A 13,590-nucleotide genomic window follows, 5' to 3' on the forward strand; every position below is an offset into this window, starting at 1 on the left:
GGATGTCGAATCCGCGCGATCCCGTTCGATGCACAGGGAGAGGCGGCATCCGGTCGCCGTTCACTCGAAGGAGCACACCATGGGAATCATCTCGGCCGACCTGTTCGTCACGCTCGACGGCGTCTTCCAAGCACCCGGCGCCCCCGACGAGGACCACGAGGGCGGCTTCGAGCTCGGTGGCTGGCAGGGCGCGTACTTCGACGAGGAGTCGGGCGAGGTGATCGGTGCGGGCATCGATCGGCTCGATGCGTTGCTGCTCGGTCGCAAGACGTACGACATCTTCGCCGGTTACTGGCCCACCCAGGGCCCCGACCCGATCGCGCACAAGTTCAACGCGGTGCCGAAGTTCGTCGTGTCACGGACGCTCACCGACCCCACGTGGGAGGGAACGACGGTGCTGACGGATGTCGCGACCGAGGTTCGCGCCCTCAAGGACCGGTTCGACGAGATCCACGTCATCGGCAGCGGCGAGCTCGTGCGGTCGCTCGTAGCGGCGGACCTCCTCGACCGATTGAACCTGTTCGTGTACCCGATCACGCTCGGCGCCGGCAAGCGCGTCTTCGATGGCGTGGTCCCGGCCGCCTTCACGCTGGCGGAGCCGCCGAGGGCGTTCCCGAAGGGCGCGATCTCGCTCGTCTACGAGCGGGCCGGCGTGCCGGTGACCGGCGTGGACATCTCCGATCTGGAGTAGCCGAAGCGAAGATGCGTTCGGACCTGCGCGACTCCTGAAAAGAAGGACGCCGCTCGACGCCCGGTTCGATATCGGCGGGCGTCCTTCTTTTCAGCAGTCTTTCGTTGAGCCATGCACCATGGGGTCGACCATGCCGTCACGCCCGCAGCAACCCGCGCAGCGTCTGGATCGTGTCGGCGTCTTCGGGCCGCTTGTCGTCGCGGTACCGCTTGACCCGCGCGAACCGCAACGCGATGCCGCCAGGGTAACGAGGCGAGCGCTGCACACCGTCGATCGCGATCTCGACGACGGTCACCGGCTCGACCCAGACCGTGTTGGGCGTGCGCCGCACCTCGATCTTCGGGAACCACTCGGTCTGCCACTTCAGCAACTCGTCGGTCAGGCCCTTGAACGTCTTGCCGACCATGATGAACTCGCCGGGCTCGCCGAACTCGCCGACCGGGTCGATGGCGCCGAGGTGGAGGTTCGACAGCCACCCCGTGCGCCGTCCTGACCCCCACTCGCAGGCGAGCACGACGAGGTCGTAGGTGTGCACGGGCTTCACCTTCACCCAGCTCGATCCGCGGCGGCCGGCTGCGTAGGGCGAGCCGATCGCCTTGACGACGATGCCCTCGTGCCCGGCGGCGAGGGCGTCGCGCGACACCCGTTCGGCGACCTCGGGGTCGGCGGTGATCTCACCCGGGATGCGATGCGGCCCGGCGATGCGCTCGAGTTCTTCGATTCTCACGGAGAGCGGTTCGTCGAGCAGGTTGCGCCCGTCGACGTGAAGGACGTCGAAGAACCACGGATGCAGCAGCACCTCGCGAGCCCGCTCGGCGCCGAACCGCGACATCGTCTCTTGGAACGGGCGCGGCGCCTCGTCCTCGTCGAGCGATAGCGTCTCGCCGTCGAGGATCACGTCGCGCACGGGCATGCGGCGCACGACCTCGACCACCTCGGGCAGCCGATGCGTGATGTCGGCGAGGTTGCGCGTGAAGACGCGCACGTCGTCGCCCGCTCGGTGCACCTGGATGCGGGCCCCGTCGAGCTTGTACTCCACGGATGCCTCACCGGTGCCCTCGATCGCCGCCGCCGGCGTGGGCGCCGTCGCGGCGAGCATCGGCAGCACCGGGCGGCCCACGACGAGCCCGACCTCGGCCAGTTCGTCGGCAGAGCCGGTGAGCGCAAGCCGCGCCGTCTCGCCGAGATCGCCCGAGAGCATGGCCGCACGCCGCACGACGTCGCCCGGGCGATCGGCCGCACGCGCGATCGCGTCGGTGAGCACGCCCTCGAGCGCGCCCGTGCGCATCTCGCCGAGGATGACCCGCGAGATGAATCCCTGCTCGCGCTCGGTGGCTCGCGAGGTCAGCTCGCGCAGGTCGCCGGCGCGCGCGGTGACCGACCCGGACCCCGATGCCGCGGCGAGCCGCTCGAGCAGCTCGTCGAGTTCGGTGACCGTGACACTCGGGGTGTCGGCGGGCGGGCCCATCATCGATGACAGCCCGCGCCAGCCCACGCCGACCCGGCCCTGCCGCGGCTTGCCCACGAGGAACCCCACGGCGGGCGCGATCTCGTCGGGCGCGAGCCGACCCAGCAGCGCCGCCAGCGCGTCGACCTTGGCCAGCCGCGACCTCGTCGCGGTGACCGCCTCGGTCGTGGCCACTATCTCGTCGAGGAGCACGAGGTCAAGTCTGTCATCGGGTACCGACACCACGCATAGGCTGGAAACGATGAAGGTGGTCAGTTACAACCTGAGGAAGCACCGCGCGATCGCGGAACTCGCTGCGCTCGACGAGCGCTACTCCCCCGACGTCATCGCGCTGCAGGAGGTCGACACCACGGGCCTCGCCGAGGAGGTCGGCAAGCTGCGGCTCGCCCACTCCACGACGGGCAATCGACTCGGGCTCGCGGTGTACTACCGTGCCGACCTCTTCGAGCTTCGCGCCGTGCGTGCCTTCGCGCTGAAGAAGTCGCTGCACGACCACCTGCTTCGCCCGGCGCACGAACGCCTGCTCGCGGTTCGCCTGCACGACCTCCTCGAGCAGCGAGAATCGGTCGTCGCGTCGTTCCACGCGGCGCCGCTGACCGCCCTGAACTCGCTGCGACGCCACCAGATCAGGTCGGCCCTCGCCGAGCTGCAGTTCCTCGGGCCGAACCTGCCGACCCTCATGGTCGGCGACTACAACTATCCCGTGTTCAAGGACAACCTGGCCGCGAAGGTGCGCGAGGTCGGATACGAGCTGTCGCTCAGCGACAGCCGCACGTACACGCGCTACAAGTTCTTCCGGGGGCACTTCGACCTCGCGACATCCGTGGGCTTCGACATCGCCGGCGTCGAGACGCTGCCGCGCGGGTCGTCCGACCACCTCCCGATCCTCGTGCACGCGCACTACGCGGGCGTGCCGGTGCAGCAGACCGAGCCAGTCATCTGACGGGCGGATGCCGCGGGCCGGCGCCGGCCGTCAGCGCGGCGCGGCGGGCGCCACCGTCGCCAGCCACTCGTCGAAGGTCTGCACGCCGTGGTCGGCGTCGGGTCCGGGCAGGAGGGTGCCGTCGCGCATCGCCCGACCGAAGCCACCGGGAAGCGGCGCCTCGACGACCCGGCCCGGCTTGCCGGCGCGCTCGGCCCAACGCCGGACCAGGTCGGCCATGCGTTCCTCCCGGGGCCCGGCGAGGTCGCGCGACCATCCGGCCGGCTCGGCCGTCGCGAGGGTGACGAGGCGCTCGGCCACCTCCCTCGCCGCCACCGGCTGCGAGCGCATGGCGGGCACGGGCACCACCGGACCCGACTTCATCCGCTCGTAGATCTGCATCGCGAACTCATGGAACTGCGTCGCCCGCAGCAGCGTCCAGGGCACGCTTCCGGCGGCGACGAGCTGCTCCTGCAACGCCTTGCCGGCGTAGTAGGCGAACGGCGCGTCGCCGACGCCCACGATCGAGAGCGCGACGTGGTGGCGAACGCCGGCAGCCGCTTCGGCGGCGAGCAGGTCTCGCGTCACGGCTCCGAAGAACTCGCGCGAGGTCTTCGCCGAGGTGGTGCGCACCGAGGTGACGTCGATGACGACGTCGCATCCGTCGAGCGCTCTGGCGAGGCCCTCGCCGGTGGTCAGGTCGACGCCGGTCGATCGGGTGAGCACGATCGGGTCATGCCCCCGCTCCCGCGTGACGTCGACGACGTGTCGTCCGATCATGCCGGTTCCGCCGGCGATGGCGATCCTCATCGGACCGATTCTTCCGTAGTGTTCACATCCCCTACGACCGGATGCCGCACCGGAATGTGAGGATGTGAGCATGCCGCATGTGGAAACCGACGAACTCCGTGACGTCCTCGGCGAACGCCGGCGGCTCATGAACCTGGCGTTCCGCATGCTCGGGTCGTGGAACGACGCCGAGGACGTGGTGCAGCAGGCGTACGAGCGCTGGTACCGGCTCGACGACGAGGCGCGGGCCGCGATCGAGCGACCGGGCGCGTGGCTCACGACCGCGGCATCCCGCCTCTGCCTGACCCTGCTCGACTCGGCGCCGGCCAGGCGGGAACGGTCCGTCGGCGAGTGGCTGCCCGAGCCGGTACCGACGGATGCCGCGGCCGGCTCGTCACCGGCGATCGACCCGCTCGACCGCGTCGCGCTCGACGACTCCGTGAGCATGGCGCTGCTCGTCGTGCTCGAGTCGCTGACCCCGGCGGAACGGGTGGCGTTCGTGCTGCACGAGGTGTTCGCGGTGCCGTTCGCCGAGATCGCCGAGGCCGTCGGTCGCTCTCCCGCGGCCACCCGTCAGCTCGCGGCCTCCGCTCGACGGCACGTCCGCGAGCTGCGACGCCGACCGGCGCCGGTGAGCGAGCACGAGCGGCTCGTGCGCGCGTTCCGCGCGGCGTGCGAGCACGGCGACCTCGAGCAGCTGATCAGCATCCTCGACCCCGACGTCGTGTCGGTGAGCGACGGCGGCGGCCGGGTGCGCGCCGCCCTGCGCCCGGTCGTGGGGGCCGACAACGTCGCCCGCTTCCTCCTCGGCGTCATCGCCAAGGCCGGACCGGGTGTCGCGATCGAGCAGCGGGAGGTGAACGGCGCGGCCGGATTCGCGGTGACCGAGGGCGGCCGCGTGATCGGCGTCGTCGCGCTCGGCACCGCGGAGGCGCGCATCCACGACGTCTGGATCGTGCTCAACCCAGATAAGCTGCACGCCTGGAATCGCTGATCGAAGGAGCACCATGGCCCTCGCCGACTTCCCGCGCCACCCGCTGACGTTCGGGCCGAGCCCCGTGCATCCGGTGAACCGGCTGAGCGACCACCTCGGCGGTCCCCGCATCTGGATGAAGCGCGAGGATGTCTCGAGCGCCCTGGCCTTCGGCGGCAACAAGACCCGCAAGCTCGAGTACCTGGTGCCCGACGCGCTCGCGAAGGGCGCCGACACGCTCGTGTCGATCGGCGGCGTGCAGTCGAATCACACCCGGCAGGTGGCCGCCGTCGCCGCGCACCTCGGGCTGCAGGCGGTGCTCGTGCAGGAGCGCTGGGTCGACTGGCCCGATCCGGTGAACGACCGGGTCGGCAACATCCTGCTCTCGCGGCTCATGGGCGCCGACGTGCGGCTGTCGCCCGCCGGGTTCGGCATCGGCTTCAAGTCATCGTGGAAGCAGGCGATCTCGGATGTCGAGGCGTCGGGCGGTACGCCGTACGCAATCCCGGCCGGGGCCTCCGATCACCCGCTCGGTGGTCTCGGGTTCGCGAACTGGGCGCACGAGGTCGCAGCGCAGGAGCGCGAGCTCGGCGTGTTCTTCGACACGATCGTCGTGTGCGCGGTCACCGGCTCGACGCAGGCGGGGATGATCGCGGGGTTCGCCGACCTCGAGCAGAACTTCGGCGGGCGGCCGCGACGCGTCATCGGCATCGACGCGTCGGCGAAGATCGACGAGACCCGCGAGCAGGTTGGGCGCATCGCACGCAACACCGCCGAGGTCATCGGGCTCGGGCGCGCCCTGCGCGATGACGAGGTCACCGTGCTCGAGGGCTGGGCCGGCGACGACTACGGGATCCCCGTCGAGTCGACCGACGAGGCGATGCGGCTCACCGGGCGGCTCGAGGGCGTCATCCTCGACCCGGTCTACGAGGGCAAGTCCATGGCGGGACTCATCGACCTCGTGACGAGCGGCGCCATCCCCCGTGACGCCAACGTGCTGTACGCCCACCTCGGCGGACAGCCCGCGATCAACGCGTACAGCGGCCGCTACCACTAGGAGCTCGCACCACCGCCGAGTGTGCTCGAAACCGCGTTCCTCGCCAGTACCGGCTGGCGTGGCGGCGTCATTTCGGGCACGGTCGGCGACCGCACCACCACGAAGCACGGCGTCGCGGGCGATACCACCGTGACCGGAGGGGCCGCAAGGGGTTCCGTCCGTCGCCACGAGCGGCCGTGCCCTCCGCCTAGGGTGGGGCCGTGGGAGCAGAGACACGGACAGCGGATCGGGTTCGACAGATCGTCGTGATCGCCACGGCCGTCGCGGCGATCGCGGGAGCGACGATCGGCTCGGGTGCGTTCGGCGGCCAGGCGATTCCGGATGCCGCAGGCGGCGCCCTCGCGGCCGACGCGACGCTGATCGCTCCCGCGGGCCCCGCGTTCTCGATCTGGTCGGTGATCTACCTCGGGCTCGCGGCGTACACGGTGTGGCAGGCGCTCCCCGGCCAGGGTGCGCGGCCGATTCACCGCAGGGTCGGGTACTGGGTCGCGGCCTCGCTCGCGCTGAACGCCGCGTGGATCGGCAGCGTCCAAGCCGACCTGCTGGGGCTTTCGGTCGTCGTGATCGTCGCCCTGCTCGTCGTGCTCTGCATCGCCTTCGTGCTCGTGCGCCGTACGCCGCACGACGGGGCATCCGGCATCCGAGCGATCACCGACGCCGTCGTCATCGACGGCACGATCGGCCTCTACCTCGGCTGGGTGACCATCGCGACGGCGGCGAACATCACGGCCTGGCTGACCGCCATCGGATTCTCGGGCGCCGGGCTGCCGGCCGATGCCTGGGGCGTCGGGGTCGTCGCCCTCGCCGGCCTGGCGGGCGTCGGCACCGCCATCTGGGGCCGCGGCCGACTCGCGCCCGCGGTGGCGCTCGCCTGGGGTCTCGCCTGGCTGGCGGTGGCCCGGTCGACGGGGTCGCCCGCGTCGTCGGCCGTCGCGATCGCCGCGGTTATCGCCGCCCTCGTCGTGCTCGGCGCCGCGGTCGTGGTTCGCGTGATCACGGCTCGTCGGCGCACTCCGCCGTCGGCACGCAACGCGACGCCGTAGGCACCCCGCGCTACGCCGTCGGCAGCCCGCGCTCCCACGTGGCGACGGGCCCGGCGACGACGTGGAACGACGGGTGCGCGTCGGGAACCTCGACGTGCTGCCAGGCGCGCCGGAGGTCGGGGGCACGCCGTTCCAGCTTCGACATGAGGTGCGCCCACTCGAACATGAGCTGGCCGGTCGTGACGGCGATCGGCGGCGCCGTCGCGAGCGGGTCGCGGATCCGCTCCCGAGCGAAACGGTATCCGCGCCGCTCGGCCTCGTCGGCGACCGCCGCGAGGTACCTGCACACGGCCGCCATCGGATCCTCGACCGCACGGAACCGTTCGAGCTGCGGATGCCGCGAGTAGCCGCGGCTCGGCTCGAGGATGACCGCCTGGGCGAGCAGGCCCTCACGCCAGCACGCGGTGAGCGCCTGCCGATCGAGGTACCGCGGATGCACCGACCACAGCCTCACGCGGCGGCCGCCTCGGATGCCCGGGCCGCCGCCGTCTCGAGGATCCGGTTCGCCATGCCGTTGAAGATGATGCCATGGAACGGGAGCAGGAGCACCCAGTAGAGGCGCCCGGCGGGCCCCTTCGGAACGTAGATCGCCGTCTGGCGGTAGCGGGAGCCGGCGCCCGCGGCATCCGAGCCCTCGAGTTCGAGCCAGCCGCGCCCGGGCATCCTCATCTCGGCGCGCGGGCGCAGACGCCGGCCGCGCTCGATCGACTCGACCCGCCACACGTCGACCACCTCACCGGTGTGCAGCTGCGTGGGGTGGCGCCGCCCGCGGCCCATGCCCACGCCGCCGAAGATGCGGTCGATCCAACCGCGGGCAGCCCACGCGAGCGGGAAGGAGTACCACCCGTTGGCGCCGCCGATGGACTCGATGACGTGCCACACGGCGGATGGCGGCGCTGCGCTGGTGCGTTCGCGGACGTCGGTGCGCACCGTGGTGCCCGCCCACGATGGGTCGGTGGGCAGCGGATCGCTCGGCGCGCCGGGCACGGTCGCGTTCTGCCAGCTCGTCTCGATCATGCCCTCGGCCTCGCGAGTGAGCGCGAGACGGACGGCCTGCCGATACGTGAGCAGCCCCTCGCGGGGCGGCGGGATGTAGCGGTCGATGTCGTGCTCGAGGGCGACGCAGTCGTGCTGGAGCGAGGCGATGATCGGCACGGCGATCGACCGCGGCACGGGCGTCACCACGTTCACCCACTGCGCGGCGAGCCACGGCGTCAGCACGGGCAGAGCGGCGATGGGGCGCTGTGGAAGTCCCGCCTCCACGGCGTACCCGTTCATCATCTGTCCGTATCGCAGGATATCGGGACCGCCGATGTCGAACGTCCGGTCGACGTCGTCGGGCATGTCGACGGCGCCGACGAGGTATCGCAGCACGTCGCGGATCGCGATCGGCTGCACCCAGTTGCGCACCCACCTCGGCGCCGGCATGTACGGCAGCACCTCGGTGAGGTGCCGGATCATCTCGAACGAGGCCGACCCCGAGCCGATGATGACGCCGGCCTGCAGCACGACGGCCGGCACCGCCGAGCCGAGGAAGATGTCGCCGACCGCCTTCCGCGAGGCGAGATGCCGTGAGAGGGCCACGCCCTGTGGATGCAGCCCACCGAGGTAGACGATCTTCGACACTGCGTGTCGCTCCGCGGCTCGCGCGAACATGGCCGCGTTCTCGTGTTCCGCACGCTCGAACGCGCCACCGGCGCTCATCGAGTGCACGAGGTACATCGTCACATCGATGCCTCGGAGGGCGTCGGATGTCGCGGCCTCGTCGTCGAGGCTGCCCCGCTTGACCGTCACGCGCTCGCGCCACGGGGCGTTGAGCAGCTTGCTCGGCGTGCGCACGAACACCGTGACGTCGTGGCCTGCGGCGAGCAGCTGCGGCACGACGCGCCCGCCGACGTACCCGGTCGCGCCGGTGACCAGGACGCGACGCGGGCTCATGGGGCCACCTCTGCTTCGCGGCCGGGCGCCTCGTCGAGAATCGCGGCGAGCCGCTCGAGGAAGCGGATGACGACCTCGCGATCGCGGGGCTCGAGCGACTCGGCGAGCCGCAGCATCCGCTCATGCATCGGACCGAGCGCGCGCCGGAGTCGCTCGTGGGCCCCGGGCAGGGTGCTGAGCAGCAGTGCACGACGGTCGGACGGATGGTTGCTGCGAGCGATGTACCCCTCGGCGACGAGTCGGCCGACGACCTTCACCGTCGCAGCCGTGGTGATGCCGAGTGCGCGCGACATCCCTGCGCTGGTCGCGGCGCGACCGGCCCGCTCGTTCTCGATGATCCACCGGAGGGCGGCGAGGTCGGTGTCGCCCATATCCATGTCGTCACGGATGCGTCGACGCATGGCGGCCTCGGCCGCGCGGTGGCGGCGCACGCTCTCGAGCAGGGCGAGGGCCGAGGGCTCCACCGCGTCGTACCAGTAGTGATCATCACTTCTGCGTTCGGTTCTTCCGCTCGGCATGGACCAATGCTATCGTCAGATCACTAACTTGGTTAGCGAATTCACTAACTGAGTTAGCGAACTGATCTGAACGGACGGCGGGGGACATGAAGACCATCGAAGATCTCGAAGACGAGGTCGTGCTGCTCGATGAGGCGGGCACTCCGATCGGCCGGGCGCCGAAGAGCGCCGCGCATGGCCCCGACACGGCGCTGCACCTCGCCTTCTCGTGTCACGTGCTGAATCCCCTCGGCGAGGTGCTCGTGACCCGACGAGCGCTCACCAAGCAGACATGGCCAGGCGTCTGGACCAACTCGTTCTGCGGTCACCCGAAGCCCGCCGAGACGTTGATGGCCGCCGTTCGCCGCAGGGCCGACTTCGAGCTCGGCATCGACCTCGACCACATCGAGCTGGCCCTCCCGCTGTTCCGCTACCGCGCGACCGACGAGAACGGGATGGTCGAGAACGAGCTCTGCCCGGTGTACCTCGCCACGACCACCGACGAGCCCGACCCGAACCCTCGCGAGGTCGCGTCGCACATCTGGGTGACGCCCGATCGCCTCCGTCGCGCCGTCGACGCAGCCCCCTGGACCTTCAGTCCTTGGCTCGTGCTGCAGGCTCGCGAGCTGGAGCTGTTCCATGACTGACCTGCTCACCTCGACGGTCGACGACGGGCTTCGCACGCTGTTCGCCGAGACCCTCATCCGCTCCCGTCGGTACGGCGACCACTACACGCGGCTCTGGGAATCGCTCGAGCAGCAGATGGCCGGCGGCAAGCGCATCCGTCCCCACCTCGTGAACTGCGCCTACGAGGGGTTCGGCGGAGCCGACCAGGCCCTCGTCACCCGCGTGGCGATCGCGTTCGAACTGCTGCACACGGCGTTCATCATCCACGACGACGTCATCGACGGCGACGTCGTGCGCCGAGGACGACCCACCATCGCCGCCCGGTTCGCGCAGCGCGGACGCGCCGGCGGCGTCGACCCCCGCCGGAGCCGGGAGTGGGGCGAGACCGCCGCCGTGCTCGCGGGCGACCTGGCGCTCAGCCTCGCCCCCCGCGAGCTCGCCTTGCTCCCCATCCCCGAGGCCCGGCGCGCCGCCCTCCTCGACGTGCTCGACCGTGCCGTCTTCGTGTCGGCCGCCGGCGAGCTCGCCGACGTCGTGACCGCCGGATCGATGGCGGCCCAACCGATGGAGCTCGTGCTCGCGACGCTCGAGCACAAGACGGCGGTCTACTCGTTCGAGTGCCCGCTCACGGCGGGCGCCATCCTCGCGGGCGCACCCGACGACTCGGTCGAGGCGCTAGCACGATTCGGCCGCCTCGTCGGCGTCGCCTTCCAGATCACCGACGACATCCTCGGCGTCTTCGGCGACCCGGCGGTGACCGGCAAGTCGACGACCTCCGATCTCCGCTCCGGAAAGCAGACCGCGCTCACCGCGCACGCCGCCACGACCGACGCCTGGCCGTTCATCTCGACACGACTCGGCGACCCGGCGCTCGATGACGAGGGCGCCGACTCGGTGCGCGCCGCCCTCCTCGACTGCGGCGCGCTCGACGCGGCGCGGCGTCTCGCCGACGAGCACGTCGCGCTCGCCAGGTTCGAGCTCGACGCGGCCGAGCTCCCCGACGCGTTGAAGGTCACCCTCGCCGAGCTCGCCGAGCGTGCTGCGGAGCGCTCGCGATGAACGACGACCGCGGGCTCCTCCGCCGCTACGATGACGCCGCCGAGGCGAGCGCGGCCGTGGTCATCGGCCGCTACTCGACCTCGTTCGGTGCCGCCGCTCGCCTGCTCGATCCCTCGTCGCGGCGCCACATCCGGTCGATCTACGCCCTCGTGCGCGTGGCCGACGAGATCGTCGACGGCACGGCTCGTGAGGCGGGGCTCGACGACGACGACCTGCTCGGGCTGCTCGACGGGCTCGAGTCCGAGACCGAGGCGGCGCTCTTCCGCGGCTACTCGACGAACCTCGTCGTGCACGCCTTCGCGGGCACCGCCCGCCAGGCCGGCATCGGCACCCGGCTCACGCGCCCCTTCTTCGCATCGATGCGACGTGACCTCGACTCCACGCCGATGGATGCCCCCGAAGTGGCGACGTACATCCACGGATCCGCCGAGGTGGTCGGGCTGATGTGCCTCGCCGTCTTCCTCATCGGCGAACCGGCCGATGCCGCGAGGCGTGCGCGGCTCGAGGAGGGCGCGGCGCACCTCGGTGCCGCGTTCCAGAAGATCAACTTCCTCCGCGACTTCTCCGTCGACTGGCACGAACTCGGGCGCAACTACTTCCCGTGGGTGGATCCCGACGCGTTCAGCGAGGCCGACAAGACGCTCATCCTCGACGACATCGAGCGCGACCTCGCGATCGCGGCGCGGAGCATCCCCGAGTTGCCGCGGCGCGCGCGACCCGCCGTGGCAGCGGCACACGGGCTGTTCCTGCAGCTCGCCCGGCGATGCCGCAGCACTCCGGCGGCGCAGCTCATGGCCACGCGCATCCGGGTGCCCGACGGTGAGAAGCTCGCGATCGCGGTGCGATCGGCGATCACCTCCGGCGCGGTGCGACGATGACGGTGACGCGGGATTCCGACCGCACGGTGGTGATCGGCGGGGGGATCGCCGGTCTCGCAACGGCGGCGCTGCTCGCGCGCGACGGACACCCGGTCACCGTGCTCGAGGCGCGAAGCGAGCTCGGCGGCCGGGCCGGCTCGTGGGAGCGCCGCGGGTTCCGCTTCGACACCGGGCCGTCGTGGTACCTCATGCCCGAGGTCTTCGACCACTTCTTCCGGCTGTTCGGCACGAGCGCCGCCGATCAGCTCGATCTCATCCGACTCGATCCCGGCTATCGGGTCTACGGCGACGGCTACGCCGAGCCACTCGACATCCGGGCCACCCGCAGCGAGAACGTCGCGCTCTTCGAGTCGGTCGAGCCGGGCGCCGGCGCTCGCCTCGAGCGCTATCTCGACTCCGCGGCATCCACGTACGACATCGCCCGGCGACGATTCCTGTACACCAACTTCGACGACCCGTGGGCGTTCCTCTCCCCCGAGGTGCTCCGCGGCGCCGGCCGGCTCGCGCGTCTGCTCGCCACACCGCTCGACCGCTTCGCCGGGCAGTCGGTCGCCGACCGCCGCCTGCAGCAGGTGCTCGGGTACCCGGCGGTGTTCCTCGGGTCGTCGCCCGACGCCGCGCCGGCCATGTACCACCTCATGAGCCACATGGACCTCGAGCAGGGCGTGCTCTACCCGCGGGGCGGCTTCACCACCCTCATCGAGCGCATCGCGGCGGTCGCCGAACGAGCCGGCGTCGAGCTGCTCACCGATGCCTCGGTCGAGGCCATCGAGGTCACCGACGGGCGCTCGCCGGCCGTGACCGGCGTGCGGTACCGCGACCCGAACGGCGAGCTCCACCAGGTCGCGGCGCAGCGGGTGGTTTCGGCCGCCGACCTCTACCACACCGAGACGCGGCTGCTGCCGGCCCATGCGCAGACCTACCCCGAATCGTGGTGGGAGCGTCGAACCTCGGGTCCGGGCGCGGTGCTCGCCATGCTCGGCGTGCGTAGCCAGGTGCGGGGCCTCGCACATCACACGCTGTTCTTCACCGAGGACTGGAGCGCGAACTTCGACCAGATCTTCGGCGACGACCCCCGCATTCCCGACCCGGCCTCGTTCTACGTCTGCATGCCGAGTGCGAGCGATCCCACCGTCGCCCCGGCGGGCGACACGAACCTCTTCATCCTCATCCCCGTCCCGGCCGACCCGTCCATCGGGCGCGGCGGCGTCGACGGCACCGGCGATCGGCTCGTCGAGGATGCCGCCGACCGGGCGATCGCGCGCATCGCCGACGCGACCGGAACCCCTGATCTCGCGCGCCGCATCGTCGTGCGACGCACCATCGGGCCCGCCGACTTCGCCGAGGAACTCAATTCGTGGCAGGGCGGCGCCCTCGGACCCGCGCACACGCTTCGGCAGAGTGCCTTCCTGCGGGGCACGAACCGCTCTCGACGCGTGCGCGGGCTGTTGTACGCGGGCGGCTCGAGCGTGCCGGGCATCGGCCTGCCCATGTGCCTGATCAGCGCCGAGAACGTGCTGAAGCGGGTGCGCGGGGATCGATCTGCCGGCCCGCTGCCCGAGCCGGCGAGCAGCCCCGACTCCCCCGCCACGTCGGCCCCCGGCTCCGCCCTCGAGTTCGAGGAGCACCACGGATGACGGGGTTCACG

Annotated in this window: 14 protein-coding genes; 9 read left to right on the forward strand and 5 right to left on the reverse strand. The window is 71.2% G+C overall.

The genetic code is table 11. The features are described from left to right. Nucleotides 1–79: 79 nt before the first annotated feature. Nucleotides 80–691 carry a dihydrofolate reductase family protein gene (locus HUS56_RS01005; RefSeq protein WP_173921552.1) on the forward strand — a complete coding sequence of 204 codons (612 nt, stop codon included), beginning with the start codon at nt 80–82 and terminating at the stop codon, nt 689–691. A 136-nt stretch (nt 692–827) separates the two neighbouring features. On the opposite strand, the gene HUS56_RS01010 is transcribed toward HUS56_RS01005, so the two are convergent. Then, complete coding sequence (locus HUS56_RS01010; RefSeq protein ID WP_173921553.1) at nt 828–2,351, reverse strand: ATP-dependent DNA ligase; 1,524 nt, start codon at nt 2,349–2,351, stop codon at nt 828–830. Between the two features lie 49 nt (nt 2,352–2,400). Here HUS56_RS01010 and HUS56_RS01015 point away from each other — a divergent pair, with 49 nt between their 5' ends. Beyond that, on the forward strand, nt 2,401–3,102 hold the full coding sequence (locus HUS56_RS01015; RefSeq protein ID WP_173921554.1) for an endonuclease/exonuclease/phosphatase family protein: 702 nt from the start codon (nt 2,401–2,403) through the stop codon (nt 3,100–3,102). 30 nt (nt 3,103–3,132) lie between these two features. Here HUS56_RS01015 and HUS56_RS01020 read toward each other — a convergent pair whose 3' ends face one another. After that, nucleotides 3,133–3,891, reverse strand: a complete 759-nt coding sequence (locus HUS56_RS01020) for an SDR family oxidoreductase (protein ID WP_173921555.1) — start codon at nt 3,889–3,891, stop codon at nt 3,133–3,135. A 70-nt stretch (nt 3,892–3,961) separates the two neighbouring features. Here HUS56_RS01020 and sigJ point away from each other — a divergent pair, with 70 nt between their 5' ends. The 3 genes from sigJ (at nt 3,962) to HUS56_RS01035 (ending at nt 6,943) form a co-directional block, all read left to right on the forward strand. Beyond that, nucleotides 3,962–4,864 (forward strand): RNA polymerase sigma factor SigJ, encoded by a 903-nt coding sequence (gene sigJ / locus HUS56_RS01025; protein ID WP_173921556.1) that lies wholly within the window; start codon nt 3,962–3,964, stop codon nt 4,862–4,864. Between the two features lie 13 nt (nt 4,865–4,877). After that, the gene (locus tag HUS56_RS01030; protein ID WP_173921557.1) at nt 4,878–5,900 is read left to right on the forward strand and encodes a 1-aminocyclopropane-1-carboxylate deaminase; all 1,023 of its coding nucleotides are present in this window, start codon (nt 4,878–4,880) and stop codon (nt 5,898–5,900) included. 200 nt (nt 5,901–6,100) lie between these two features. Further along, nucleotides 6,101–6,943: a tryptophan-rich sensory protein gene (locus tag HUS56_RS01035; RefSeq protein WP_173921558.1), complete on the forward strand. Its 843-nt coding sequence runs from the start codon at nt 6,101–6,103 to the stop codon at nt 6,941–6,943. Nucleotides 6,944–6,953: 10 nt separating this feature from the next. On the opposite strand, the gene HUS56_RS01040 is transcribed toward HUS56_RS01035, so the two are convergent. The 3 genes from HUS56_RS01040 to HUS56_RS01050 are packed head-to-tail and all read right to left on the reverse strand — an operon-like array spanning nt 6,954 to nt 9,399. Continuing rightward, nucleotides 6,954–7,397, reverse strand: coding sequence for a pyrimidine dimer DNA glycosylase/endonuclease V (locus tag HUS56_RS01040; RefSeq protein WP_173921559.1), 444 nt, complete (start codon nt 7,395–7,397; stop codon nt 6,954–6,956). Further along, a complete protein-coding gene (locus tag HUS56_RS01045; RefSeq protein ID WP_173921560.1) occupies nt 7,394–8,881 on the reverse strand; it encodes an SDR family oxidoreductase in 1,488 nt (495 codons plus the stop codon). The genes HUS56_RS01040 and HUS56_RS01045 overlap by 4 nt, the downstream gene beginning before the upstream one ends. Continuing rightward, entirely contained in the window at nt 8,878–9,399 is a 522-nt protein-coding gene (locus tag HUS56_RS01050) for a MarR family winged helix-turn-helix transcriptional regulator (protein WP_173921561.1), read from the reverse strand. The genes HUS56_RS01045 and HUS56_RS01050 overlap by 4 nt, the downstream gene beginning before the upstream one ends. Before the next feature lie 86 nt (nt 9,400–9,485). Between HUS56_RS01050 and idi the strand changes: the two genes are divergently transcribed. The 4 genes from idi to crtI are packed head-to-tail and all read left to right on the forward strand — an operon-like array spanning nt 9,486 to nt 13,579. Further along, entirely contained in the window at nt 9,486–10,025 is a 540-nt protein-coding gene (gene idi, locus HUS56_RS01055; RefSeq protein ID WP_173921562.1) for an isopentenyl-diphosphate Delta-isomerase, read from the forward strand. Continuing rightward, entirely contained in the window at nt 10,018–11,064 is a 1,047-nt protein-coding gene (locus HUS56_RS01060) for a polyprenyl synthetase family protein (protein WP_173921563.1), read from the forward strand. The genes idi and HUS56_RS01060 overlap by 8 nt, the downstream gene beginning before the upstream one ends. After that, on the forward strand, nt 11,061–11,942 hold the full coding sequence (locus HUS56_RS01065; RefSeq protein WP_173921564.1) for a squalene/phytoene synthase family protein: 882 nt from the start codon (nt 11,061–11,063) through the stop codon (nt 11,940–11,942). Before HUS56_RS01060 ends, HUS56_RS01065 begins: the two co-directional genes overlap by 4 nt. 2 nt (nt 11,943–11,944) lie before the next feature. Further along, entirely contained in the window at nt 11,945–13,579 is a 1,635-nt protein-coding gene (gene crtI / locus HUS56_RS01070) for a phytoene desaturase family protein (RefSeq protein WP_254431226.1), read from the forward strand. Nucleotides 13,580–13,590 lie beyond the last annotated feature (11 nt).

It is taken from the genome of Agromyces sp. Marseille-P2726, assembly GCF_902809835.1.
Lineage (GTDB): Bacteria > Actinomycetota > Actinomycetes > Actinomycetales > Microbacteriaceae > Agromyces.